The sequence below is a fragment of the Photobacterium lutimaris genome (assembly GCF_003025555.1).
In the GTDB taxonomy this organism is placed as follows: Bacteria; Pseudomonadota; Gammaproteobacteria; order Enterobacterales; family Vibrionaceae; genus Photobacterium; species Photobacterium lutimaris.
Map to the genome: position 1 here is coordinate 99,917 of NZ_PYMH01000005.1, position 25,720 is coordinate 125,636.

Below are 25,720 nucleotides of genomic sequence, written 5' to 3' on the forward strand. Positions count from 1 at the left end.
TCAGCATGGCCAAAGTACATGTCATCCCCCACACTCACTGGGACCGTGAGTGGTACTTCACCCAACAAGACAGTGATGTCCTCGCAACCTACAATTTCACCAAGGTGATTGAGACGCTAGAAAGCCAATCGAGCTTCAGCTGCTATCACCTTGATGGGCAATCAGCCATCGTTGAAGACTACCTCAAAGTCATGCCGCACATGCGTGAGCGTATGGCAAAACTGGTTAGCGACAAACGCCTATTCATCGGCCCTTGGTATACCCAAACCGATACCTTCAATGTGGCGGGTGAGTCCATTATCCGTAACCTGAAATACGGTATGCATGTCGCCGAACAACTGGGCCACAGCATGACTGTCGGCTACCTGCCGGATACTTTTGGCCACAATGCCCAAATGCCGACCTTGTTCAAAGGGTGCGGGATCGACAACATCATCTTCTGGCGCGGTATCGACTACGACCAGCAGGTCGAACGATCTAACTTCTTCTGGCAGTCAGCGGGGGGCGATAGCATCCTTGCTTACAATCTGGTTCATGGTTATGGTGCCGCCAAAAATATCGTGGCAGAGCCTGCCCACCTCGACAACAAAATCTTCCCGATGGTCGAAAAAATCAAAGCCCTTGCCGGCCTTAATGAAGTCCTGATCCCATCCGGTGGCGATCAGGTCAATATCGACCCTAACTTACCTGATACCCTGGCCAAGGCGACGGCGCGCAGCAGCACCGGGGATACCTATGTGATCTCGTCAATGGAAGAGTATGTCGACTATCTGCGTCGCAATAGCAGCGACTTCGACACTTTCAAAGGCGAATTCAAGATCCCGCGCTATACCCGCATCCACAAAACCATTGGCTCGGTGCGTTACGACATCAAGAAGCTCAACTTCGACATCGAGCAGTTTCTGCTGAAAAAACTCGAACCTATCACGGCAATAGCCAAAGCACACGGCATTACGGTTCATACCGAGTTGCTTGATATCGCTTGGAAAAAAATCATAGAGTGCCATGCCCACGACAGTATGGGGGGCTGCAACAGTGATGCAACCAATGCCGATATCATGCACCGCCTGAAACAAGCCGAGGAAATCTGCCACGGCCTGTATAACCTGATCGTCAAAGATATCGCCAGCCAAGTGTGCAGCGAGGGTGACGTTATCGTCTTCAACAATCGCATCAAGCCCTATTCCGGTATCGTCGATATCGTGGTGTTCAGTACCTTTGCCGATATTGCACTAGAACATAACGGCCAACCGATCATCACAGAGCAGGTCAAGCGTGACACTCTCGATGGCGGCAAGGTTATCGAAGTGACCAAAGATGGCGAGAAGGAAGTGGCGGTACCGCCGTATTACCGCTTCGAACTCAAGGCCAAGCTCGAGGAAATCCCGCCGCTTGGCTACCTGACCCTGAGCGTGAACGAAGCGACGTCGATGGACACGGCTCAGCAAGGCACGGCGGCAGTGATCGAAAACGACAAGCTGGCCCTGACCCTGGTCAATGGCGAGCTGATACTGACCGACAAGCAAAGTGGCCGTAGCATCAGTAACTTGATCCAGTTTGAAAACCAGGCGGATGACGGCGATTCTTATGATTTCTCGCCACTGGAAGGCGATATGCCGATCTACTCCCAGCCCCTGTCACTGCTTGGCAGCCAGTGTGGTGAGTTAATGCAGCAAATGACCCTGCAAAGCCGGATTTTAGTCCCGCACGATTTGGAAGACCGTCGCCAAGGCGATGCTAACAGCGAAATTGTATTCAAGCTGACGTTCACCCTGCACCATGGCGAGCAGAGCCTGCAGGCCGATATCGACACGGTCAACCACGTTAAAGACCACCGGGTTCGTGTCTTGATCAACAGCGATATCAACGCCGACAGCTCAATCAGTACCTTGCCGTTTGCCACCATTGAACGCCCTATCGCACCTGTGCTGTTCAACGCCGATGACAACTGGCGCGAACGCTTCCGCGAGTGCCCGGTCGATATTGAAACCACCGAGGGCGCTGTCGCGATAACCAATACCTCTTGCGCTGAGCAAAACAGCAAAGCGCTGGTTATCACTGGCCGTGGGATTAAGGAATACCAAATCCTCAAAACCGCTCACACAAACCAATACGACCAAATCGCACTGACTCTGTTTAAAGCCGTTGGTTTTCTTGGCAAGGACGACCTGCTATGGCGTCCGGGACGGGCCTCGGGGATCAACAACACCGTGGTTCATACCCCGGATGCCCAGCTACAGCAATCCATGCGCTTCAGCTTTGCTATCGCCATGACAGAAAATGCATCGCATCAGGTTATTCGCGAACTGGAAACGGCATACCTCAACCAGCCATTCAGCTACCAGCAACAGCGCCTCAACAGCTTCGAAAACCGATTGGAGCGCTTCCAAGTCCGTTTCGACGAGAAGCCAATGGCGAAACAGTTCAGTCTGTTAGCGATCAAAGAACAACTGGAACTGTCGAGCGTGTCGCACTCATTCTACGACGCCAATGCCATCGTGCTGCGCCTGTTCAATCCGACCGAGCAAGCCATTGAGCTGGATATGAACCAGTTCAACGGTTTTGCCAATGCCACCATCGTCAACTACCGCGAGCAGGAACTTGCCGATGACAAGCCTGTGGTCGCGCCGAACAATACTATCGACCTGCAGTTGAGCTGCGCTGTCGCTTCACCGTTTGATAAGGAAAGTTGCTAATGTTTGCCCAAGCGATTACCCAGAAAGTGGCCGATATTTACGGCCAAGAGCAAGCGCCGCAGATCACCACTGAGATCCTTGCACTTATCGACAAATGGCAGGGCAAAGTACCGGCCTACCCGGCATGGGTTGACCAAACCACCAGCTACCTGATCACCTACGGTGACAGCATCAGCGAAAACGGCAAGCCAACACTGGTCACCATGAAAGCTTTCGCCGATAAGTACCTAAAAGGGGCGATCAGCAACATTCATATTTTGCCAATGTTCCCCTATACCTCTGATGATGGCTTCAGTGTAGTTGATTACCGCAAGGTCGATCCCAACCTCGGCGACTGGGATGAGCTCAATGCCCTGGCGGAGCATTTCAACCTGATGTATGACTGTGTGATCAATCATATCTCCAAGAGCAGCGACTGGTTCCAAGGGTATCTGGCCGGCGATGAGCGCTACCAGAACTACTTCGTTGAGTCCGATCCCAGCGACGACTACAGCAGTGTCACCCGCCCACGAGCATTGCCTTTGCTGACGCCATTTACCAAGGCCAACGGTGAAACCGCCCATGTCTGGACCACCTTCTCGGACGACCAGATCGATATCAACTTTGCCAACCCGCTAATTTTGCTGGAAAGTATCGATATTCTGCTGATGTATGCCGCCAACGGTGGCCGCTCAATCCGTCTTGATGCCATCGGCTTTATCTGGAAGGTATTGGGCACCAGCTGTATCCACTTGCCGCAAGCCCATGACATTATCAAGCTGTGGCGCTTAGTGCTGGATATCGCAGCCAGCGGTACCTTGCTGATCACCGAAACCAATGTTCCTCACCCGGAAAACGTGGCCTATTTCGGTGACGGTGATGAAGCCCATATGGTCTACCAGTTCCCACTGCCGCCGCTGACCCTGCACGCTTTTCTTTCCGAGGACAGCACGGTGCTGACCCAGTGGGCCGAAGGGTTGACCTGTGAAGCCATGGATAATCTGAGTGCAGGCCGTCAGACCACTTATTTCAATTTCCTCGCCAGCCATGACGGTATCGGGGTACGCCCGAGCGAGGGGATCTTGAGCGATGAAGACCGCCGATTTATGTGCAGCGAAGTCGAACGTAAGGGCGGACGGGTGAGCTACAAAAACAACGGCGACGGCACCCAGTCACCGTACGAGCTCAATATCAACTATCTCAGTGCGATCACCGAACCCGGCGATAACAGCATCAACAAAGCACGGAAATTCCTTGCCGCCCAATCATTATTACTGTCCTTTATTGGTGTGCCAGCCATCTACTATCACAGCTTGCTAGGTAGTGAAAATGACATCGCAGCCATGGAAGACTCCGGTATTAACCGCCGTATCAACCGCGAAAAGTTCAACCTGGACGAACTGGAAAGCGAGCTAACGACTGAAGGTTCATTACGCCAGCAGGTTTACAGTGAAATACTCAAACTGTTGGAGCTACGCCAGCAACATGCCGCGTTTTCGCCACAGTCAGGACAAACGGTGCTGAACCTGGGCAAAGGCTTATTCGGCCTGATCCGTGGCGAGGGTAAAGAGCGCATTACCTATATCCTCAACCTGACCAGCCAACCACAAGCCGTAACCTTAACGCAGGGCGGTACGGATTTGATCAGCGAGCAATCGTTCGAACCACAATTTACCCTAGCACCCTATCAATTTACCTGGTTAGTACCCGCACAAAATCAGCAGCATGAGCAATAAGGAGTAAAACCATGAAACTGGCCCAACTAACATCACATAACCTGATCATGCTGGATGCGGTGTTCGATGACCGCATTACCGCCATCGAAACCCTGACCGACAAAATCGACCAAGCGGGCAAACTGACCGATCGCCAGATGTTCCTTGATGCCGTACTCAAACGGGAAGAGGAAGGGCCAACAGCCCTTGGTGAATACTTGGCGGTCCCCCACGGCAAATCCGAAGCGGTGATTGAGCCGGTCTTTGCCTGCGCTTTTGTCAAAGGTGAAATGCCATGGCAAGGGATTGATGGAGACGAACCCGTCAACATGATATTCCTGTTGGCGATCCCGCCGGCCGAAGCGGGCTCGACCCATATGGAAGTGCTGACGACCCTTACCTCATCGCTGGTCGATGACGATTTCAGGGAGCAGCTCTTGGCAGCAAGCTGCCAGGCAGAAGTAATGGCACTATTTGGTGAAGAGGCAACAGATGATGAAGTTGGCACTGAATCAGCATCCAATACCACCTCAGCCGCCGAGCCGATTGCTGCGGCAGCCATGCAAGAGCCACCGCAAGAAGAGCCGCACAACAGCAAGGCCTATCCGCTGGTTCTACTGGTTGGCTGCGCCATCGTCTTCCTGCTGTTTGCGATGATGTAAACCTCCATTTCCCCATCATCAAACAGGCTCTCTACAGGGCCTGTTCGATGACAATGCGTGACTCCCCCTCTTACCTGTTGCCGCTTTTCCTCTCTCCCTATAAGCTTTACAGAGAAACAGCTAAAAGGATTAACACCATGGAAACGCTCACCATCGCCCAGCTCGGTAACCCTATCTTGCGCAAACATGCCGCACCGCTTTCGGCAGGCCAATATCAGGATTTCGCCCCTTTCTTCAAGGCCCTGCAGCACAAGATGCTGGAGCATAACGGTGTCGGTATCGCGGCCCCACAGGTCAATGAGTCTATCCGCGCGTTTATTGTCGCCTCCCGCCCGAACCCACGCTATCCCGATGCACCGATGATGGAGCCAACCTTGATGCTCAATCCGGAGATTGTCTGGGCGAGCGAGAGCATGGAAAAAGACTGGGAAGGGTGTTTGAGTATTCCGGGGATCCGCGCCTTGGTTAATCGCCACTCCCATATCGAAGTACGCTACGACACCCTTGAGGGCAAGGAAGTCAAAACCCAAATGGAAGGCTTTATTGCCCGGATTTTCCAGCATGAATTGGATCATCTCAATGGCTTGGTCTTTCTTGATCAGGCTGAGAAGGCGGATTACTACACCGAGGCCGAGTACCTCAAACAGATTGCCCAAGCCTAAACAATGGCAGCACGGCATAACAAGCAAAACCCGAGCGGCTCAAGACAAAGCTGCTCGGGTGCTTGATTGATTAATGCCCTCATCAAAACATGGTGTTAGAAACCTCCAAAGGCATCATTTGCCCTGTCTTCCAGCCCCCCAAGAGGTCCTGAAGAACTGCCATCATCACCATGGTCTAAGCGGCTTTCATTGATGATATGCAAACGGTACCGACCTGGCCCCTGTACCGAGCTGCCATCACTGAGAGTCTTCAGGTAGGCAACCAAATCAGCCTCATCTTGAGGCGATAGCCCCAAACCACCAACCACAAACGGAGGTGGACGGTTCACACTGAACTCTGGCTCAGGCCAGCAGCCGTTTAACATTGCCTGTTCAGCCGTTTTGATATGTTCGGCACAAGTCGGCTTCACCCTCGCAGTATTGTAAAAGTGGACCAACTGTTCGAGGCTCTTGAACCAGCCGTTATGGGTATAAGCTTTAACGAAACCAGAGTGAGGGCGTTTATCAACATTACGCAATGTTGGCACCTTGTGTTTACCCAAGTTTGTCCCAAACGGCAGGCCCAAATTGGGAGCAATCAACTCTACCCCAATATCAGGCGCAGGGTTATTCGGAATATCATGGTTTCTCGGCACCCCGATATTGAAGAACTGATCATTGGTATAGCGCTCGAATGGCCCTACGCCACCGGCATTCACCGGATCGCTCTGGTGACAGAAAACACAATTACCACTTACCGGCCCCACATTGTAAAAGATGTCATGGCCACGGTTTTCCTGCTCCGTAAAGTCATCCAAAGGAAATTGACCATCAGCATCATTTATCAATGCGATATCACGCTTAGAATCAAAACGGTTGTTATCTTTTGACATTTGCCACGCAGAAAGGGCAATCGCAAAACGGGCGAATGTTTTATCAATCTGCCTCTTGCCGCACTTCATTTCCGTGCCCCAAGCATATTCGTACAGCTGCTCCCCCCATACGGTATCATCCCGAACTTGCCTACAAGCATCCTGTTTGGTTTCCAAGGCCTGCTCTACTGGGTTGATAAATGGGCTGGCATGGGCTTGGTCAGACAACGGGCCGATATATTTGCGGTACATTCCCTCATATTCACTTCCCACTCCGGCAAAGGGGTCAATATTATGAAAAGCTTCAATCAGATTACCTTCAGCCCGTCCATTCCAGAATGCCCCACCACACGCAACATCTCCGAGAAATGGAACCGTACACAGTGCAAAATTGCCTAAGCCAACAATATCACCGGCATCGGTTCGAAATTGCACGTACTGATTCGTGGGTGGCCTTAAATTACCAACCCCCACACCGTCGGATCCGGTAACAGCAACATCAGTATTATTGGTTACTGAATCCCCATTGGTGCCGCCCGCCGAACCTGCATGGCAAGTGGCACAAGACATGTTTTGATTTAGTGAAATATCTTCGAAGAAGAGCCGTTTACCCAACTCTTCTAAATAGGTTAAATCATTCGCATGTACATGACTTGAAAAGACACCGGCACTCATGATGCCTAAGAGAAGCGGGAGTGATATCTTGTCCACTCCCTTATTGTTTTTTTTTAACCTAGCCGTGTTAATACTCATCAATAAGCTCCAACTACTTATATTTTTATAATTAAAAACAACTGACCCAATCAGAAATGTCAGTTTTAATTCAATTCAAAGTGAAAAGCTTAGCTCTGGACATCAATAAGATTAGAAATCTCCTTAGCAAACATATTTATTACACCCACAAAAAGTGTAAGTAATTTTTCGCTAAAAACATTTCTCAACAACAATAATAAACAAGAAAAACAGTAGGAGTAAAAAAACAAAAACAAGATAATTCTCACTTTCTCATGGGACTTTTATATATTATTAGAATTGATAAAAAGCAACGCTCATCATACGTCTATGCATAGAAAGGATAACCATTAACACTTTATAGTGAATATAGAATATAAAAAGCATAACGAGAGTAATTACCATTCATGCTTACAGTTAAAGCAACAAGCCAAATTACATGCCTATAATCATAGTAGCGCTAGATTTGGCAAATATTGAATAGGGAATAACAGGGAAAGGGAGAAGTAAGATGCAATACCATATCCATACCTTTAGGAATGCACTTATCACCATCATAGAAACTCAGTCATACCGCTATTGCGATCTCCCTCGCTGGCAAGAGCTCAATACTTTCCCGTTTGGCTCCTGTGATTTGGCCAACAACATGCTGGCGATGTATTTAAGAGAGCAGGGTTATCACCCCAAAATAATATGGTGCCGAAATAACCTCGCTGACTACCCAGAGATTCTCAGTCATGTTTGGCTAGAGGTGGACGATAAATTTGTTGATATTACCATCAACCAGTTCCCCCGCCTTATTCGCGAGCGAGTACATATCGTCAATAAATATGATCTTGGTATTTTAAATGAAATTTATTTCAACTGTCGGAATAATGGCCAATTTGAAGAAAGGGAAGTCGATTTACGTAATCATGCCGGATGTGGCGATGCGATATATCAGGCCGTGGCAACACTTGCCAGAGAGCGGTTAATCATTCACAAAAGCAATGGGTAACAATTTATTCATCATGCAAATATGGGATCGGGATATCACTTTGTGATTTCATTGATATAAAGATATATAGAATTATTGCCAGATCACAATTTTCATACTGGCAATGCCATATATTGCTGCCCACCTTGCGATGCATACTAAAAAATACAATGAAAAAGAACCTTATAGCTATTGCCCTTACAGGCCTATTAAGCTTTTCCTCGACGTCTATTCTGGCAGCTGATACAGCCCCTCAGCAGAGTATCCAAGCCAGCGCTGAATACAGCCAATTTACCACCAAGCGCCAAGTCGTTGATCAACTACTGGCCGATGCCGTTACTGCATTTAAATCTCCAGCTCGCATTTCCCATGCTGGGTTTACGGCAAAAATGCCAAGCAACATGGAAATAGTCACCAACCGTTTACTTGAAGCCTACCAGCTAGAGCCTTACCGTACAGACTTGTTGATTTCTGCAGCTAATGCCCAGATCTACAACAAGAACGTCGACCGAGCGATCACGCTATTTGAACAGGTCCTATCCGTTGCTCCACAAGATGTCGATGCTCATGCCTACCTTGCCGTCTGGCAGCAATTCAAGGGCAACAGCCAAGCTTCGCTTGAGCACATGCAAACCTTGAAAACCCTTAATGCCGGGCGCGCCGACGATATCCAGCGAATTTTTGATACCGTTAACCGTATCATCGCGACCCCGCTTAAAGACAAGCAAGATAAAACGTATGAAGGCAACACCGCCATCATCACGCTTGGCTACGCTCTGAATCCTGACGGCAGTATGCATGATATCTTGGTCCAGCGCCTTGAAATGACACTGGCGATGGCCAAAGCACAGCCAAACGCGATGATCGTATTAACCGGCGGCGTTCCAAGAAACCACAAGACCGAAGGCAAGCTAATGGCAGACTGGCTGGTTGAGAAAGGCATTGCCCGTGACCGTATTATCGAAGACAACTATGCCCGCAGCACGGTCGAAAATGCCCTGTACAGCAGCTATGCCCTTGCCCGACATGATATCGACCATGCCACGATTATCAGCTCGGCTAGCCACGTCCGCCGCGGCCAATCACTGTTCGAGATCGCGACATGGCAAACCGGCCCTAAAGGCATCAACTTTGATACAGTCTCGGCGGCCGATAAGCCACTGGAAGAGCTGAAAGTGCCTTCTGAAGGTGAGCTGCTGGGTATCTACCGTGACGCGCTACGTACCTATGGCATGTGGAGCTACCGCTCTTATCCGCTAGAGCAGCGTTAATAGGCGGCTTAACCACGTACATACAACAAAGGCAGCCAACAGGCTGCCTTTTTGTTTGCCCAACGCTGGAAACATGATCAAGAGGCGGTAGCTAAATCCCCCCCCCTTAACCTTACACCTGCTGCAGTGCCCGCATATAAAACGCCAAAGGCCCAGACAGCATATCAACCTTGAGTTCATGACCTGATTGGCAGCTCATCGCCAAGGCATAGCCATGCAGATAGTCTGCCAGCATCGAAAGTGCATTCTGGCGCAATTCGGCATCAAGCGACAACGAGGCGGTGGCCAAATCAAACCGCTCGGTAAATACCGTTGCCGGACCATAGGAAGTCATTCCTAGCAAGGTTTCCAGCAACCCCGGGTATTGCGCCAGTAAATTCAGGTAACTCTCGCACAGTTTTTCCAGCTCTTGCTGCCAATCCCCGCTTGGCTGTGGGCTATAAATTTTTTCAACCAACGAGACCGTGACCGCTTCCAGCAGGGCCTGCTTATTGGCGAAATAGTAATAAATCGCCATCGGATCCACGTCGAGACTAGCGGCCAGCTTACGGATGCTGGGGATCTTGCCGTCTTTTTCCATCAATGTGTTAGCGCACTCAATGATCCGCTCTTTACTCAAGGTCACAGCCGAGGTGGTTGGCCTTCCCCGTTTTTTGCCCTTGACAGTCATCATCGATCCTCAATAAACTTACCAATATTCTACATTGTAGAATATTATATACGAAACACCTTTGACCTTCCAAGCCGATCAACAGAGCAACCCCAATTAGGAGATCACCATGGCAAACATTGTCTATATCGCAACCAGTCTCGACGGATATATCGCCGATAAGAACGGTAACCTTGACTGGCTACACAGTGTTCCTAATCCTGATGGGAGCGACTTCGGCTTCCATCAATTCATGGAACGGGTAGATGCCTTAGTGATGGGACGGAATACCTTTGAGACCGTATGTGGCTTTGACTGTGAGTGGCCTTACAGCAAACCGGTATTTGTGATCAGCAATAGCCTTAAAGCGATCCCTGAAGGCTTTCAGGACAAAGCATTTTTGGTCAGCGGGGAGCTGAAAAACATCATTGCTGAATTAAACGGCAAAGGCTTCAAGGAGCTGTATATCGATGGCGGGATAACAGTACAAAACTTCTTGGCCGAGGATCTCATCGACGAGATGATCATCACGACCATCCCTGTCGTACTGGGCGGAGGCAGCCCGCTATTTGGCGATTTACCCTCACCAATAAACTTTAAACTGAAACAAAGTGAAGTGCTGGTAAATGCAATGGTGAAAAGCCACTATGTACGCATTGAATAAAGATATGATGACTATTTAAAAAGGAAATAATATACCAATTTATCACTGTCATTAAATTGGTATCTCCCTATGTTTGACATCATACGTTTCTCATTGCCAAACTCAGCACCGCAGCAAGAATGAATGATTTCACTACCCAGCCTCAGTAAATCCCGATATTATCTATGGATAAACCCAAAGGTAATACAATATGACCATTATGAATTTTGAACAAGCAGCGACCGAACTGCTGAACCGCCGTGTGGCAGGTACCAAAGCACAACGTCTTGAAGAACAACACCGTCCAGCCAACGTTGATGATGCTCTGAAAATCCAGTCCTCAATGATTGACCAACACAACGACAAAGTGGGTGGATGGAAGTGCTTACTACCGCTTTCAGACGACAAGTTTGTGGTTGCACCAATTTTTGCTGAGACTATTCAACAAGGCGAAAGCTGTGAGCTGTTTGCCGATAACAACGCAGTGCGCATTGAACCTGAAATTGCTTTTATCCTAAATGCTGATCTGCCTGCTAATCCAGAAGGTTACAGCGAAGCGCAAATCAACGCGGCAATTGGCCCATGCCATATGGCACTGGAATTGATGCAAGCTCGCTTTGCTGATGACAGCGGCGCGGAGTTCTTTGAGAAACTGGCTGACTGCCTGGTCAACCAAGGTATGTTTATCGGTCCTGAAATTGAACGCGAAAAAGCGTTTGCGGCGGCTAATATCGACATCACGGTCACGCAAGGTGAGCAAGTACAAACTTTCGCTGGCGTGCACCCTAATACTATGCCGCAGAACCCAGTGTATTGGCTGATCAACTATATGACCCGCCGTGGCATGCACTTCTCTGCAGGCGAAGCTATCATCACCGGCTCATACTGCGGTATCGTCGAAGTTGAGTTCGAGAAATCGACCACCATTAGCTACGACGGCATTGGTGAGTACCAAGTTATATTCAACGAGAAATAATAACCACTAGGAACGATGATCAAGGGGATCATCGTTCTGCTATCACCTGATCTGTACCCAAAAAGCGGCTCCCCCATCGGGGTCCTGAAGCTGTTCATGAAGCAGCTGGTGATTAGTCGTACCCAGCATGACGCACCAAGCGGCATGTGCATGCTCGCCAAGACCGTGGCCGAGCTCACCGGTGAGCACGCCGAATTGATGGCTGAAGCCAAACGTTCATTTCGCAAGATGGAGGGTGAATTCGAAGCGCTGATCATCGAGGATGTATTTACCCATTACCCGTTCTAAGCCCTCTTCCAGATCCTTATTCACCATAAAGCCCTTTGAGCGCCCACATCGTCGCCAGCGCCGAAATGGAGTGTGACAATCATCATTATTGTTTAGTACACCGGACGTTTATTCAGCGATTTATTTGCAAAGTTATTTACCGTTGCCGCGTATGTGGAAAGATTATTAAATGATGAGAAAAGATACGCAGCAAGTACGGAGAAAAGTGAATAGAGAAGCTCAAGCTATATTGAATCGTACAATAAAAAATTTCATGGAGAAATATAAATGATTTTTAATCAAGGGGTTTCGAATAATATTCCTTGGCGTTGTCATTTAGATAAAAAATAAAAAGCCAACTGGCGATACCAACTGGCTTCTATCAATTTCAGAATATCTTACCGTATCCCATCAATGCAAAAAGGTACTGCCTTCGGTGGCACTGGTGGCCGTCAGATCGCCAGCAGGGTTGATCAGGTGCGGTAGGATTTTCGGCAGGTTCAGTTCAATGTCTTGGTCTTCAACAGGGTTGATGTTGATGTGGTACCAGCCCAGCAAACCCAAAACGGCATAACCAATCGCATCATCACTGTCGCGGTGCTCGATGATGATTTGCAAGAAACGCAAAATCGTCTTGTCTTTGGTTTTCGCCTGTTCGAAGGTTTCGTTAAAAATAGCCACTGACTCTTCAATCAGCCCTGCAAATTCAGTCTCGATTGCGACTTTGAATGAGCCGCCATCAACAGAAATTTTCATATCAATATCACCAGATTAAGTCTTGTCGCGATTCCTGTCGTGATAGTAGCGGAAAGGCGGGAAATTGTCGTACCAGACACATCAAATTCCGTATAAATTCGCACTTTTATTGATGTATACGGTGCCTTTTCGACATTCTAGCATACCTCAGCGATCCTCCATCTGGCGGGCCAGCTGCCGCGATACATGCTCGGGACTTTGGGTGTGACGCGCCAGCAAGCGGTACATTACCGGGATCACTATCAAGGTGAACAGGGTTGCCACAGTGATACCACACAATACGACAATGCCGATAACAATGCGGTTTTCCGCGCCAGCACCAGTTGCCATAATCAATGGGACAGCACCAGCAATCGTCGTAATGGCAGTCATCAATATCGGGCGCAACCGTTCGGACGCCGCTTCAAGCAACGCGTCATCAAACGCCATACCCTGATCGCGTAGCTGGTTGGCAAACTCAACAATCAAGATCCCGTTTTTGGCCGACAAGCCAATGAGCATAATTAGACCAATCTGTGAGTAAATATTGAGGGTCTGGTCAGTGAAATACAGCCCGAGCAATGCCCCCATGGTAGCCAGCGGTACGGTAAACATGATGATTAATGGGTGGATGAAGCTTTCAAATTGCGCCGCCAGCACCAGAAATACCACCACTAGCGCCAGGGCAAAAATGAATACAATCGACGTACTGGAGTCTTGATAATCTTTCGACGCACCTTTGTAATTGACTACCGCATCGGCAGGCAGCAATTCATCAACCAAGCCATTGAGGTAGCCAAGGGCCTCGCCCAAGGTATAGCCGTCCGCTAAATTAGCCTCGAGGGTAATCGCCCTCACCCGATTATAACGGTTTAGCTGCGGCGCGCCGGCATATTCATCAACAGTAATAAGGCTCGACAGCGGAACAAGAGCCTCGGCCTGCTCTGCCCTGACGTATAAATTCGCTAAATCCGCGGCGGTATTTTGCCGCTCGCGCTGGCCTTCAATAATGACATCGTATTCTTCGCCACGCCACGTGTAGGTCGTTACCTGACGGGATCCGAGCATGGATTCAAGGGTCTGGCCTATCGTCTTTAACGACACCCCGAGATCGCCGGCCCGATCGCGATCGATCACAACCCGCAGCTGTGGCTTGGTTTCCTTGTAGTCATGATCCAGACCGACAATGTTGGCATTGCTAGCCGCCGCATCAAGCAAGAGATCCCGCCATTGGGCCAGCTCTTCATAGCTGCCGCCTCCCAATACGAACTGTACCGGCTTACCGACCCCGCGACCGAACGGCTGGCGCATCACCGGAAAAGCGGTGATCCCCGCCAAATCCCCCAACCGCTTGCGGATATCACCAATAATCGCTCCTGCCGGGCGGCGCTCGGCCCAATCTTCCAGCACCACAATCGCAAAACCATTGGAAAAGTCGGCAATCCGTCCCCACCCCCGCGGCGCACGGATCAGCAAGCGCTTGATCTCGCCTGCTTCCACCAATGGCATCAGGCGGTGCTCGACCTCGTTCATATAAGGCTGGATAAAATCAAAGCTCGCCCCCTGCGGGCCATTGATGATAATAAACATCGCCCCCCTGTCCTCCCGTGGGGCAAATTCTGTGGGCAGATGCTGCTGCAGCCACCCACAGGCAACCAACACCAGCACCAAGGCCACAATAACTCTGCGCGGACGCTTGATCGCATGGGCGAGCATCCCCTTGTAGCTCGCCGTCAGCGCGGCCATTGCACGACCACTGAGCCTGACCAAGCCGCTTTCCTTATCAACCGGCTGCATCAGTTTCGAGGCCATCATCGGGCTCAGCGTCAACGCCACCAAGGATGACAGCATCACTGCGGCACTGATAGCAATGGAGAACTCACGGAATAATTTACCCAGATCCCCTTCAAGAAAGCCAATCGGCAGGAAGACCGCGACTAACACCACAGTGGTGGCAATAATGGCAAAACTGACCTGTTTGGCACCAAGAAACGCCGCTTTGAGCGGGGGCTCACCGCTACTGATACGACGATGGATATTCTCCAGCATCACAATGGCATCATCGACCACAATACCGATAGCCAAAATCAGTGCCAGCAAGGTCAACAGATTAAGGGTAAAACCCAAGGCATAGAGCACCGTAAAGGCACCGATCAGCGAGACCGGCAAGGTCAAGGCGGGGATCAGCATGGCACGGACACTACCCAGGAAAAGGTAAATCACCACCACCACCAGCCCGAGGGCGATCAACAGGGTTTTGTAGACCTCGTCAATCGAGGCCTGAATGAACACCGAGGAATCATAGGAGCGCTTGATTTCCATTCCTGGTGGCAGGGTAGGATTGAGCCTATCGACCAAACTATTGGCCGCTTTGGCCACATCCAAGGTGTTGGCCTTTGACTGGCGGGTGATCCCTATCCCTATCATATCCTGCGTATTACCACGGAAAGTGATCCGCTCTTCTTCGGCAGCTAATTCGACCTTGGCTACATCACCGAGCCTGATCAAATAACCATCATCGCCAGTGCCAACCACCAAGCGAACAAAATCTTCAGGTGCAACAAAGCTGCGCTGGGTACGCACCGTGAACTGGCGACTCTCCGACTCCACCGAGCCTGCGGGCAATTCGATATTATCATCGCGCAACGCATCTTCGATATCGGTAACCGTCAGCTCCCTAGCCGCTAATTTCTGCCGGTCGATCCAGATCCTCAAGGCGTAGGATTTGCCGCCGCCAAGGCGGATCCCCGCGACCCCATCGAGCACCGAGAATCGATCGACCAAATAGCGACGGGCATAATCCGTCAGCGCCAGCGTGTCCATTCTGTCCGAGACCAAGTTAAGCCACATGATCACTTCCGAGCCAGCGGCGGCCTTTTGCACCTCCGGCGGGTCGGCTTCATCGGGTAAATTATTGAGAATACCTGCAATACGGTCACGGACGTCGTTAGCCGCGGCATCGATATCGCGACCGATTGAAAACTCCAGAGTCACACTGGAACGACCATCCCGGCTACTTGAGCTAATAGAGCGGATCCCTTCGATACCGGCGATCCTATCTTCCACCAATTGGGTGATCCGCGTTTCGACAATAGTTGCCGACGCGCCCCGATAGCTGGTGGATATCGTCACAACCGGCGGGTCAATATCGGGATATTCACGCAGCGGCAGCCGCTCAAACGCCACCAAGCCAAACACCACCAGCAGAAGGCTGATCACCGAGCCCAGTACCGGACGGGTGACCGAGAGATCCGACAGCCACATCAGCCAGCCTCCCTAAAGGTAAAACGCTCTTGCTCGCGGACTTCCACTTTCTGCCCCGGCCTCACCCGATGGATCCCGCGGGTGATCACTCGCTCACCTTCCTCGATGCCAACCAGCACTTCAACCTCGCCCCGACGGCGAAATCCCAGTTCAACCTCACGCTGCTCGACAGTGCCATCTTCACTCACTACAAACAAAAAATGCAGCTGCTGGCGGGAAACCAGCGCTTCTTCCGGTACCACCAACCCCTGATGCTCACCAACGATCAAGGAGAGGGTCATCAGCATGCCGGGCCGTAACCGTAAGTCACGGTTGGCAATATCGGCCCGTACCACCATTGCGCGGGTCTGGGGGTTAATACGGCTCTCAATACTGGCGACCTGACCACGGAAAATTTCATTGGGATACGCTGCGGTGCTGGCTTCGATCACCGCGCCTTGATTAACTAAAGCGAAAAACGCCTCAGGAATAGAGAAATCGAGTTTTACCGTGGCAATATCATCAAGGGTGGTGATCACTACCCCTGGAGTCAACAGTGCACCGGGGCTGATCTGGCGAAACCCCAATACACCGGAAAACGGCGCATGGATATACCTTGCCGCTAATTCGGCCTCAATCTGAGCCAGCACCGCCTTAGCCACTTCAATATCGGTATAGATAGCATCCAGCTCAGAGCGTGCAATAGTATTGCGCTTGACCAACCCTTCGATACGCTTGTACTCGCGGCGTTGCTCTTTGAGATTAGCCTTGGCAGCGCGTACTTTGGCTTGCTGCTCGTCGGCATGCAAAGTAACCAGTAACTGGCCTGCTGAAATGGACTGGCCATCCTCAAAAAGGATCCTATCGACTTTTTCGGTCACCTTGGCCGTGAGCACTATCGACTCACGTGACTTTACGGTGCCCAGCGCCTCCACTTCACGCCGGACCAGTTTTTTTTGCACCTCAGCCACCACCACCGTTGGCGTCGGCATTGAACGTACGGCGGACACACCAGCTGACAAGTATTCCTTGTAGGCAATACCCGCTACCAGCAAAGCGAGGAGCAGTATACTGATCAGAGTCCCTTTCAAACGCACGCAGTATCCTTCTGAGGGGAATGGGAAAATTACAGCTGATATAGTCAGTATAGAAAGGGAGAAGCTGGTGGGCGGTGAAATTGACCATTGAAGAGACGGGAAAGAATGAGCGGGGCAGGAAGCCATATTACAGGCAAAAAAAAGCGAGCCGGTCGATGGCTCGCAAAATAACTCATATATTGCATTTCGAGAGGGTGACTAGGTCAACCCAGTATCCATACCAGTGAAAACCTAACTCATCGAAAGGGACAAAGGTTATATCCGTAGAATATTTTGCCTCAGCACAACGTTCTGTTGTCAGGAAAATGTCAGAAATAACAAAGCAATGTCTACCCATGAGGTCACGGTTCCAATTTTCATGAAACAGCTCAGTGACGGCTCGGAAATGCAGGGAGCAACCTCAGTTCATAACAACTAAGGGTTTATGCCTCGCTAGTCAAACGTGGTGCCCAGCGAGAGGTAGAAGGAACTCTGCCCCCCTTCAGCCATGCCATAGGCTAGGTATACCGGTCCGATAGGGGTATCTAACCCCACAAACAAACTTCCAGCCGCCAAGCTGGAGTCAACACTAATGTCCGACTTATCATCCCATACCCCGCCTTGCTCCAACGAACCACCGATATACACCGGAACCGACACGGCACCGAAATTATTATCCAGTAGCCGGTAGCTATACACTAACGCACCAAACAGCTTGTACCGGCCATTGAGCTCATAGCGATGGTAACCCGACAGATTGAACAGCCCCCCCAGGTCCTGCACATAAACCGGCAACAGATCATCGCCATCATAACCACCCGCTTGCATGGTCGCGATCAGGCTATGCCTTTCATAGCTAAACGGTTTAAGTAGCTTCATTTGTGCGTAAACGCTGTCGCTCGATATCGTACCTTCATCATTGAACGAACTGCGGCTGGCGCCAAGCCCAACTTCGGTATGGAGCATAAAACCTTCGCGCGGGAAGAACAGGCTGTCTAGATCATCATAGACAAAAGACACATAGGGCCCATGGACCGAATAGTCCTGATTATTAGCGATATTGATTTCGCTGACCTCACCAACCCCCCCCCGGTAACCCACCGCCAGCGAACTCCATGGTTGCAAATTCCACCCCAGCTCAGCATAGCCATTGTAAACACTGTACTCGGTTTTGGCCGACGTGCCCGGCTCTCGGCCAATCATGTCCGCTTGCTCATCCGACAAAATAAACTCACGCACTTCGCGATTCCAGTTGATACCGAATGAGGTATAGGTATTTTTTTGGTAATCGAGCGGAAAATAGAAACTGGTATCAATTTTCTTCCAGCTCCCCAGCAACCATTCAAACTGCCACTCCCCGCCCTTATCAGTGAGGTTGGTATAGATATACTGGGTGCCGAAGGCAAAATCCGAGCGGTTGGCAAAGTCATCTTCCAACGCAAACTTCAAGTTGAGGTAACCCGGCCCCCAGGACTTCTCCCGGACATCCATCACCAATGTACTCTCATCATTCTGATGCTCGATTTGATAGGTGACACGCTCGAAGATATCTTGTCGGTTGAGCCTTTTCACCGCTTCATCCATCTCTTCGTTGGTGATCACCCGACCCGCCTTGAGATCCATGATTTCAAGCAATGCCAAATCAGAGCGCTTGGAGTGATTATTCACCTCAATCCGGTCGATATAGTAAGCCGAGCTAGCCAGCACCTGTGAACGACGATCCAGTTTATCACTCAGATACGTTTGGTAATCTTGTTCTGATAGCTGATAGCGCTTGAGCTGCACCAGTGCATCCTGCGCCACTTTGCGACCGGCAACATAAGCTCGCTCCATTTTGTCGAAATCAGGAGCCAACATGAAAGATACATCTGGCTGAAGATAGACATCCCCCTCGCCCATCAACGCCATTTGCTGATCGGAACTGGTATTGGTCATAAACGTGGTGAGCTGACCGATAATATTGAACGCACTGTTGAGATCGTCTTCTACGAATAACGCATCACGAAGATCAACCGCAATGATCACGTCGGCGCCCAACGCCTGAGCCACATCAACGGGCATATTGTTGACGATACCGCCATCCACCAAGATCTGGTTGCCAACCCGCATCGGTTGAAGAGCACCCGGTACCGTCATCGAAGCCTGCATCGCCGTGGCCAGGTGCCCACTTTCAAGCACCACCGGCAGAACATGGACGATGTCTGTTGCTACTGCCCGGTACGGTATCGCCAAATCGTCAAAACTATCGAGCGCAGGGAGATTGTCGGTCAGGCGGCCAAGCAAAATAGCCATGCCCTGCCCCTGAAAGGCACCGGGTTTGGATTGGTAGTTTCCTTGAAGATCAATACCGATATCGGTATAGATTTGGTAATTGTCATTTTGCTGTTTACGCCGCAACTCCAAATCATTGCGACCCACACGATCGTTATAGCCGCTCTGCCAGTCAGCAGCCATCGTTTTTTGCTGCACTTCTCGGGCAGACAGGCCCATGGCATACATACCACCCACATAGGCCCCCATGCTAGTACCGGTGACCACATCAACCGGGATCCGGTTCTCCTCCAATACCGATAGTACGCCAATATGAGCAGCCCCTTTAGCACCACCACCACTGAGTACCACGCCGATCTGTGGGCGAGATTCTGCCGCCACTGCGCTGAAGGTTGCCGAAGCAACCCCAACAACAGTGAGCAACAAACTGCCCTGCCAGCGCCGACACATTTTCCGCCACTCCATGACACATCCTATAACTTGGATTAATCGCAATAACACCAAACTCACCAATATTCAGGCCGACCCACGAGAATTAAAAGGAGCAGATATAAGGCACTGTATTTTGATGTATTCATATCCATCAACATCGAGTAACACATATGATCAGAATATTGCTAACGTAGGTATAATATACCCAAGTTAGCTGAACAACAGGCATATAAAAAAACCGGTCAGTAAGTCACTGACCGGTTTTTTATATTATTCATAGTGCGAACTTAGCTGCCGCTGGCGATATCGCTCAGCGCATGCATCACCTGTTCGTTGACGTGGCCTTCATAAACCAACTTGCAGACTTTACGCCTTACTGCCAGACCTGAGATAAGCCGCTCGATCGACAAATGGCCCTGGTCTTGCTGAGCGTTGTACAACTCAATCGTTTTACTCAAGGTCTCGTATGGGACAACATCGCCACCAACTCGAAGCCAATCAAGCTTCTCCAATAAGCTGTGGCACTCTTCACTTATTGAGGCGATAGAATGTCCGCTCATTGCCGATAACGCCGTTATACTGCGCTGTAGGGCTTCTGAGGATGTATACTTCGACAAGGTAATGGTCAATTCATCCGCATTGATCTCAACCAAGTGCTTACGAAGCTTCACACGGCGACCCAAGCGTCCCTTCGGACGGCCTTCTTTGCGCTGGATCGGTTCAAATTCACCGTCAATGATCTCGGAAAGCTGATCAAGCTCCCGCTTCGGCAAAATTTCATTCCGTAGCGGGTTTGGCATGGTCGGTGCCATGGTGCGCTTGCCTTCATTGGTCGTTTTCGCCCGAGAAAAACGGATCACTTCATCGACATCACAGCGAATATCGATTTGGTAATCGCAATAACGCTTACCTTCCTCGTGCGGTGTGATCGTCAAATGATACCCCCACAAGTTAACCGCAAATACATGATCGGTGATCTTATCTTCGGCCAGTTTGCTCAGCTCGCGGATCAAGTCGGTTGAAAAACGACGCCATTCAATGTTGCGGGCCAACTTTTGGTTCAACTCACTCAGCATCATCGAGTCAGTGTAGCGGCGTGACATCCTGCTTCTGAAGAACGAATAGAGCTGGAACACCAAGGTATGCTGGCGCAGGATCTCCGGCGGAAACAGGAAGAAATAATCCCGGGTCAGCAGCTCATCAAAAAATGATGGCTCCCACACCAAGATATACAAATTTGGCTTGATCCTAATCTCACCATCATCCCCTTCGGTCGGTGCTTCTTCGGATGCTGTGATGGTTCGGGCCAGGAAACGGAAACGGTCACTCTTGAACCCTTCCGGCATATTTTCACTCATCCAGCGACCGGTCAGTTCATGCAGCTGGAAATCAGTAAACTCAATACGATCAATACTTTCGCGAATAGAATCACGAGCAGGACCACTGTCTTTCTTGCCCCTTAGTGCAAGAATATCTGTGATGTATACCGGCGTTTTATTGCCCATACTGCGTGACTGGATTTCATAATCGGCAATGTGATGATCGTGGTATTGCACCGTCAGGGTGAACAAGGCAAACAGGGTCATCAGATCATCAACGGTCATGATCGATTTTGAAGATCGTGTCTCGATGATCGCCTTGGTACCACTGATCGCCACCATAGATTTCTGATAGCTCTTTTTGGTGCGAGGTGGGGCCAGTGCCTGATCGATGATCCCCGCCCAGCTGGTGGGAGAGATCACAATCTGATCAGCTTCATCCGGCATGCTTGGCGGTGTACCCAAACCATGTTCACTCAGTAATTGGCGGTTTACATGATTTTGTGCCAATGCCTTTGAACGTTTTTGTTTTTCTTTGGCTTTGGATTGCTCTGAATTCAAGCTTCCGGTGCCAAGCTGTGAGATCAGCATGGCTGGGTTGATGAAATGATGCAACATGGTCTTACCCGCAAGCCCTTCTTCAAACCTTACGGGCTGTTGTTTGAACAGACCGATATTAACCGCCGCTCTTAAGCGTTGCTGGATCGCAGCTCGGGTCAAATGGCCTTCCGTTGCTTCAACCAACTCGGTGGTCGATACCATACCATCATGAGTAGATAAGCCACGTAGCGAAATCAAGTTGAGTAACTCGATGATGCTTTTGGTGACACCTTTGAAGTGTTGGTACTGTGGAAGCCAATCGATCAAGTTTGCCGGGATCGAGAACAAATGCCCATCTTTGTGGGATCGTGGAGCGTGGATCAATATCTTCTCAGGATTGTTATTCTTTGATGAAAGCGCGGAATTCATTTGTCATTAGCCGTAGATGCATCATTTTTCCGTGAAAGATTAATAGAAATATGACAAGAAAGAAAGATCTTTTATTGGCTTTTTTTAAACTGATCTTATTGTTTATTTTGATCTTATTGATTATATGATCTTATGATCTGGACGTTCACACGCCCGCAAGTCATTGAAATCAAAGGAGATAAAAAACAGCCAGATCGAAAGCATGATCATGATACTTTTGGAAAGATGATCAACGCTTAGTTGAAACGATGATCATCAAGAGGCTGGAAATATGATCATCATCAATCTGCAAACATGATCATCAAGAGTAAGAAAGCATGATCATGGTGCACCCACAGGTTATCCACAGGGGGAATTAAAAATCAGTCTTAAAATGGGTTCTTTCGGTGTATCAGAGAAGCCCTAGTCTTCCATTTTACCCTTTTGGGCACCGGAAAGATGATCACGCTGGTGTCATTTAACGTGATGTTAAGTGCTTTTTGCCTAGGTGCACTCTTTAGCGAAGAAATATTGACCATAGTTGATTTGACACTCGCCGTATTCTACCAGAGATTTATCATGTGTCCGTAGCGGATGTATGATCAAGTCATTGCTCGTGCATTTCAATTGTAACATCAAAGAGCAATTTACAGCCTTTGGTACTGCAAAATAGTCGTGTTCTTGTCGGCTAAGCCCTTATCAGACCTACATTCACCGTAATTTACCCGGTTATCTTCATGCTTTCGGGAAGATGCGTTCTAAGATCAATTTACACCGTCAATCACTTGATCATTTTTCCGATCAAGCTTGCGCACTGTCCGGGCTTTGTTTCGCTGGATTTCTACCTTGATCATGCTTCGTGATCTTGTTCAATATACAGGAACGATGATCAAGCCGATGTGCATTCAAGTGAGTGTCGATCAAGCCAGGCCGCTAATTTCATGCTGATCGACGCGGACGGACTTTTGCTGTATTTGGTTGATCATAATGAAATCGTTCGATTTCATTATAAATTTTGCCAATTTCCATAGAGAGCGGTTCATCGTGGAAAATGAGGATGAAATTGAGTCAAAGTGACAGCGTCCGTAAACTAGCCAAAAAAGCCACGCTTCCGGGTAATAGCCCTTAATTAGGATTTACATTGTAAAATTGTGACGCCGTAACACTTTTACTTTTTGAGTATTTCCAAGTCAATCACTCTCGTTTGTCATCTACATTCGACTGGAATTTGTCGGTTTTTTACGCTTTATTTCGCTTTATGCTGAGATAAATATCACATGTCTACGTTCAGCTTTTTATTGTTTTGGTGTTTTTTTGCTGTACAATAAAGCAAAATGTTTCAAGGTGAATAAAGACAATGAACAGGGAACAAACCATAGACAACTTGCTCAATATCGCCGAGCAGACGAAGCAGGTCCAAGCGGACCGAATTGAGATTGTATTGGAAGAGCGCCGCGAAGAAGCGTTCCCCCCGATGTCAAAAGCATTGATGGAAAGTCGCTCGGGTCTTACCCGCCGCAAATTGGATGATGCTATTTCCCGTATGGAAGCGAATGGCCATCAATTTACTAAAAACAATGCCAATCATTATTCTATTAGCCTGGAAGAAGCCCATCAGTTGATGGATGCGACAAAAAAGCCGGCTTTTTACGAGCGAGAAGGTGCCGGTCGCAAGCCGTGGATTGTGAATGTCCAGAATCAGAAAGGTGGTACCGGCAAATCGATGACAGCGGTACATCTAGCAGCATGTCTTGCATTGGATCTGGACAAGCGCTACCGAATTTGTCTGATTGACCTTGATCCACAGGGTTCATTGCGTTTGTTCCTTAACCCGCAGATCAGTGTGGGCGATCAGGAAACCATTTATTCAGCGGTTGATGTCATGCTGGAAAATGTGCCTGAGGGTCAAGCCATCGATAAGGAATTCGTGATGGGTAATGTGGTGATGCCAACCCAATACCCGAATTTGAAAACCATTGCAGCCTTCCCTGAAGATGCCATGTTTAATGCCGATGCATGGCAGGATCTGGCAGAAAATCAGGACTTGAACATTGTGCGCCTGCTTAAGGAAAAAGTTATCGATCCTATTGCTGATGAATTCGACATCATCATGATCGACACCGGTCCGCACATTGATCCGCTGGTTTGGAATGCCATGTATGCTTCAAATGCACTGATCATTCCTTGTGCGGCAAAGCGCCTTGACTGGGCTTCTACTGTTAACTTTTTCCAGCATTTACCTACAGTTTACGAGATGTTCCCTGAAGATTGGCACGGTTTGGAGTTTATCCGACTGATGCCGACTATGTTCGAGGATGACAATAAGAAGCAGGTTTCGGTGCTCACCGAAATGAATTACCTGCTTCGTGAACAAGTCATGATGGCTACGGTACCGCGAAGCCGTGCCTTTGAGACTTGTGCCGATACCTATAGCACTGTGTTCGACCTAACGGCGGCCGAATTTGAAGGGGGCAAAAAGACCCTTTCAACAGCGCAAGATGCGATCCAACGTGTTGGCCTAGAGTTAGAGCGTGTAATGCACTCTCACTGGGCTAACCTGAACCGGGAGTAATGAGTGGATGGCGATTAAAACCAAAGATCTTAATGCGCGCTTGTTCGGTAAAGCCGACAAACGACGTGCAACAACGCCAACAGAGGCCCAAACAGCGGCACGTGATAAAGCATCCGTTATTGAACTGGCTGTAGCCGGCGAGGAAACCGTTGCGTTTGAATTGATCAAAATCCAAGCCGACCAGGTTGCTGAGAAAACGCGTGTTTTTGCCGAAAATGCCCGTGAACAGGCTTTCCTTAACGAGCATGCGCTGGCCGATATCCTAAACACGCTTAAAGAGCGTGGGCAGCAATACCCAGCGGTTGGTCGTTGGTTGGAAGATGGCCGGATCGAGGTACTTGATGGTAGCCGCCGTCGCATGTCTTGTATCTTGGCTGAAAAAGATTTCCTTATCTATGTGGGTAAGGGAATTAACGGCGAACATGCTAAATTCCTTTCTGATGTCGCCAATGCACATAAACCGCTGTCATTGTTTGAGCGGGGTAAGGAAATGCAGGCGTTACTTGAAACCGGTAAAGTCGCCGATCAAAAAGAGCTAGCAAGGTATTGTCAATGCAGCGAGGCCTTGGTTAGTGGGGCATTGAAAGCGGCATCATTACCGATGGAATTGTTGATGGCTTATCCGAGTGTCGGTGAACTTGGCCGACCGACGATTGTGAAACTTCACCGCCTGTTTTTCGGCCTCAACAACGATCAGCAACAAACATTTGTGAGCGAAATATCTGCTGGTGACGAAGCGATGTGGAAGTCTATCGATGCCTCAGGTATCACCCGCATTACCCGCGAAGTGACCAGCAAACTTGAGCAGATTGGTGAGACACTCCAACCAAAAGTTGAGATCGAGAAGCCTAAACCGCAAGAGTTGGTGAAGGGGAAAATCAGCTATTTGCGTGACGGTGATAAGCTTCAGCTTAAGCTGAAGAAATTATCCGAGCGCCAAGCCGATGAAATCCTCACGTATCTGGCTGATTATTTGAAATAGAATATTCCGTTCAGTATGTTGATTAAAACCACGCTTTCGAGCGTGGTTTTTTTTCGCTCCGCT

Annotated in this window: 18 protein-coding genes; 11 read left to right on the plus strand and 7 right to left on the minus strand. The window is 49.4% G+C overall.

What is annotated here, in order from left to right; genetic code table 11:
• Positions 1-5 precede the first annotated feature (5 nt).
• From C9I99_RS12440 to def, 4 genes are all read left to right on the plus strand, one after another.
• Positions 6-2,696 carry a glycoside hydrolase family 38 N-terminal domain-containing protein gene (locus C9I99_RS12440; protein WP_107349207.1) on the plus strand — a complete coding sequence of 897 codons (2,691 nt, stop codon included), beginning with the start codon at positions 6-8 and terminating at the stop codon, positions 2,694-2,696.
• Entirely contained in the window at positions 2,696-4,411 is a 1,716-nt protein-coding gene (locus tag C9I99_RS12445; RefSeq protein WP_107349208.1) for an alpha-amylase family glycosyl hydrolase, read from the plus strand. The genes C9I99_RS12440 and C9I99_RS12445 overlap by 1 nt, the downstream gene beginning before the upstream one ends.
• An 11-nt stretch (positions 4,412-4,422) precedes the next feature.
• Positions 4,423-5,052, plus strand: coding sequence for a fructose PTS transporter subunit IIA (locus C9I99_RS12450; protein WP_107349209.1), 630 nt, complete (start codon positions 4,423-4,425; stop codon positions 5,050-5,052).
• Positions 5,053-5,189: 137 nt separating this feature from the next.
• Positions 5,190-5,714: a peptide deformylase gene (def, locus tag C9I99_RS12455; RefSeq protein WP_107349210.1), complete on the plus strand. Its 525-nt coding sequence runs from the start codon at positions 5,190-5,192 to the stop codon at positions 5,712-5,714.
• Positions 5,715-5,809: 95 nt separating this feature from the next.
• Here def and C9I99_RS12460 read toward each other — a convergent pair whose 3' ends face one another.
• Positions 5,810-7,318 carry a cytochrome-c peroxidase gene (locus tag C9I99_RS12460; protein WP_107349211.1) on the minus strand — a complete coding sequence of 503 codons (1,509 nt, stop codon included), beginning with the start codon at positions 7,316-7,318 and terminating at the stop codon, positions 5,810-5,812.
• Positions 7,319-7,808: 490 nt separating this feature from the next.
• On the opposite strand from C9I99_RS12460, the gene C9I99_RS12465 reads away from it, so the two are divergent.
• On the plus strand, positions 7,809-8,294 hold the full coding sequence (locus tag C9I99_RS12465) for a hypothetical protein (RefSeq protein ID WP_208113423.1): 486 nt from the start codon (positions 7,809-7,811) through the stop codon (positions 8,292-8,294).
• Positions 8,295-8,443: 149 nt separating this feature from the next.
• Positions 8,444-9,544 (plus strand): YdcF family protein, encoded by a 1,101-nt coding sequence (locus tag C9I99_RS12470; RefSeq protein WP_107349212.1) that lies wholly within the window; start codon positions 8,444-8,446, stop codon positions 9,542-9,544.
• 112 nt (positions 9,545-9,656) lie between these two features.
• Here C9I99_RS12470 and C9I99_RS12475 read toward each other — a convergent pair whose 3' ends face one another.
• A complete protein-coding gene (locus tag C9I99_RS12475; RefSeq protein WP_107349370.1) occupies positions 9,657-10,214 on the minus strand; it encodes a TetR/AcrR family transcriptional regulator in 558 nt (185 codons plus the stop codon).
• A 109-nt stretch (positions 10,215-10,323) separates the two neighbouring features.
• Here C9I99_RS12475 and C9I99_RS12480 point away from each other — a divergent pair, with 109 nt between their 5' ends.
• From C9I99_RS12480 to C9I99_RS12490, 3 genes are all read left to right on the plus strand, one after another.
• Positions 10,324-10,857, plus strand: a complete 534-nt coding sequence (locus C9I99_RS12480; RefSeq protein ID WP_107349213.1) for a dihydrofolate reductase family protein — start codon at positions 10,324-10,326, stop codon at positions 10,855-10,857.
• 190 nt (positions 10,858-11,047) lie between these two features.
• Positions 11,048-11,812 (plus strand): hydratase, encoded by a 765-nt coding sequence (locus C9I99_RS12485; RefSeq protein ID WP_107349214.1) that lies wholly within the window; start codon positions 11,048-11,050, stop codon positions 11,810-11,812.
• 15 nt (positions 11,813-11,827) lie between these two features.
• A complete protein-coding gene (locus C9I99_RS12490) occupies positions 11,828-12,100 on the plus strand; it encodes a hypothetical protein (RefSeq protein ID WP_107349215.1) in 273 nt (90 codons plus the stop codon).
• Between the two features lie 390 nt (positions 12,101-12,490).
• Here the strand turns inward: C9I99_RS12490 and C9I99_RS12495 are convergent, their stop codons facing one another.
• From C9I99_RS12495 to C9I99_RS12515, 5 genes are all read right to left on the minus strand, one after another.
• Positions 12,491-12,835 carry a hypothetical protein gene (locus C9I99_RS12495; RefSeq protein ID WP_107349216.1) on the minus strand — a complete coding sequence of 115 codons (345 nt, stop codon included), beginning with the start codon at positions 12,833-12,835 and terminating at the stop codon, positions 12,491-12,493.
• 147 nt (positions 12,836-12,982) lie between these two features.
• Positions 12,983-16,078, minus strand: a complete 3,096-nt coding sequence (locus tag C9I99_RS12500) for an efflux RND transporter permease subunit (protein WP_107349217.1) — start codon at positions 16,076-16,078, stop codon at positions 12,983-12,985.
• Positions 16,078-17,154 (minus strand): efflux RND transporter periplasmic adaptor subunit, encoded by a 1,077-nt coding sequence (locus C9I99_RS12505; RefSeq protein ID WP_243734628.1) that lies wholly within the window; start codon positions 17,152-17,154, stop codon positions 16,078-16,080. Before C9I99_RS12505 ends, C9I99_RS12500 begins: the two co-directional genes overlap by 1 nt.
• A 432-nt stretch (positions 17,155-17,586) precedes the next feature.
• Positions 17,587-19,869 carry a patatin-like phospholipase family protein gene (locus C9I99_RS12510; protein ID WP_243734627.1) on the minus strand — a complete coding sequence of 761 codons (2,283 nt, stop codon included), beginning with the start codon at positions 19,867-19,869 and terminating at the stop codon, positions 17,587-17,589.
• Positions 19,870-20,123: 254 nt separating this feature from the next.
• Entirely contained in the window at positions 20,124-22,124 is a 2,001-nt protein-coding gene (locus C9I99_RS12515; protein WP_107349220.1) for a replication initiator protein RctB domain-containing protein, read from the minus strand.
• Between the two features lie 1,336 nt (positions 22,125-23,460).
• Between C9I99_RS12515 and C9I99_RS12520 the strand changes: the two genes are divergently transcribed.
• Together C9I99_RS12520 and C9I99_RS12525 are read left to right on the plus strand one after the other, a co-directional pair.
• On the plus strand, positions 23,461-24,675 hold the full coding sequence (locus C9I99_RS12520; protein ID WP_107349221.1) for an AAA family ATPase: 1,215 nt from the start codon (positions 23,461-23,463) through the stop codon (positions 24,673-24,675).
• Positions 24,676-24,682: 7 nt separating this feature from the next.
• A complete protein-coding gene (locus C9I99_RS12525; RefSeq protein ID WP_107349222.1) occupies positions 24,683-25,657 on the plus strand; it encodes a ParB/RepB/Spo0J family partition protein in 975 nt (324 codons plus the stop codon).
• Positions 25,658-25,720 lie beyond the last annotated feature (63 nt).

Bases quoted from the DNA above. Each gene is read 5' to 3' on its own strand.
- C9I99_RS12440 (WP_107349207.1), top strand. From the start codon at position 6: ATGGCCAAAGTACATGTCATCCCCCACACTCACTGGGACCGTGAGTGG.
- C9I99_RS12445 (WP_107349208.1), top strand. From the start codon at position 2,696: ATGTTTGCCCAAGCGATTACCCAGAAAGTGGCCGATATTTACGGCCAA.
- C9I99_RS12450 (WP_107349209.1), top strand. From the start codon at position 4,423: ATGAAACTGGCCCAACTAACATCACATAACCTGATCATGCTGGATGCG.
- def (WP_107349210.1), top strand. From the start codon at position 5,190: ATGGAAACGCTCACCATCGCCCAGCTCGGTAACCCTATCTTGCGCAAA.
- C9I99_RS12460 (WP_107349211.1), bottom strand. From the start codon at position 7,318: ATGAGTATTAACACGGCTAGGTTAAAAAAAAACAATAAGGGAGTGGAC.
- C9I99_RS12465 (WP_208113423.1), top strand. From the start codon at position 7,809: ATGCAATACCATATCCATACCTTTAGGAATGCACTTATCACCATCATA.
- C9I99_RS12470 (WP_107349212.1), top strand. From the start codon at position 8,444: ATGAAAAAGAACCTTATAGCTATTGCCCTTACAGGCCTATTAAGCTTT.
- C9I99_RS12475 (WP_107349370.1), bottom strand. From the start codon at position 10,214: ATGACTGTCAAGGGCAAAAAACGGGGAAGGCCAACCACCTCGGCTGTG.
- C9I99_RS12480 (WP_107349213.1), top strand. From the start codon at position 10,324: ATGGCAAACATTGTCTATATCGCAACCAGTCTCGACGGATATATCGCC.
- C9I99_RS12485 (WP_107349214.1), top strand. From the start codon at position 11,048: ATGACCATTATGAATTTTGAACAAGCAGCGACCGAACTGCTGAACCGC.
- C9I99_RS12490 (WP_107349215.1), top strand. From the start codon at position 11,828: ATGATCAAGGGGATCATCGTTCTGCTATCACCTGATCTGTACCCAAAA.
- C9I99_RS12495 (WP_107349216.1), bottom strand. From the start codon at position 12,835: ATGAAAATTTCTGTTGATGGCGGCTCATTCAAAGTCGCAATCGAGACT.
- C9I99_RS12500 (WP_107349217.1), bottom strand. From the start codon at position 16,078: ATGTGGCTGTCGGATCTCTCGGTCACCCGTCCGGTACTGGGCTCGGTG.
- C9I99_RS12510 (WP_243734627.1), bottom strand. From the start codon at position 19,869: ATGGAGTGGCGGAAAATGTGTCGGCGCTGGCAGGGCAGTTTGTTGCTC.
- C9I99_RS12515 (WP_107349220.1), bottom strand. From the start codon at position 22,124: ATGAATTCCGCGCTTTCATCAAAGAATAACAATCCTGAGAAGATATTG.
- C9I99_RS12520 (WP_107349221.1), top strand. From the start codon at position 23,461: ATGAACAGGGAACAAACCATAGACAACTTGCTCAATATCGCCGAGCAG.
- C9I99_RS12525 (WP_107349222.1), top strand. From the start codon at position 24,683: ATGGCGATTAAAACCAAAGATCTTAATGCGCGCTTGTTCGGTAAAGCC.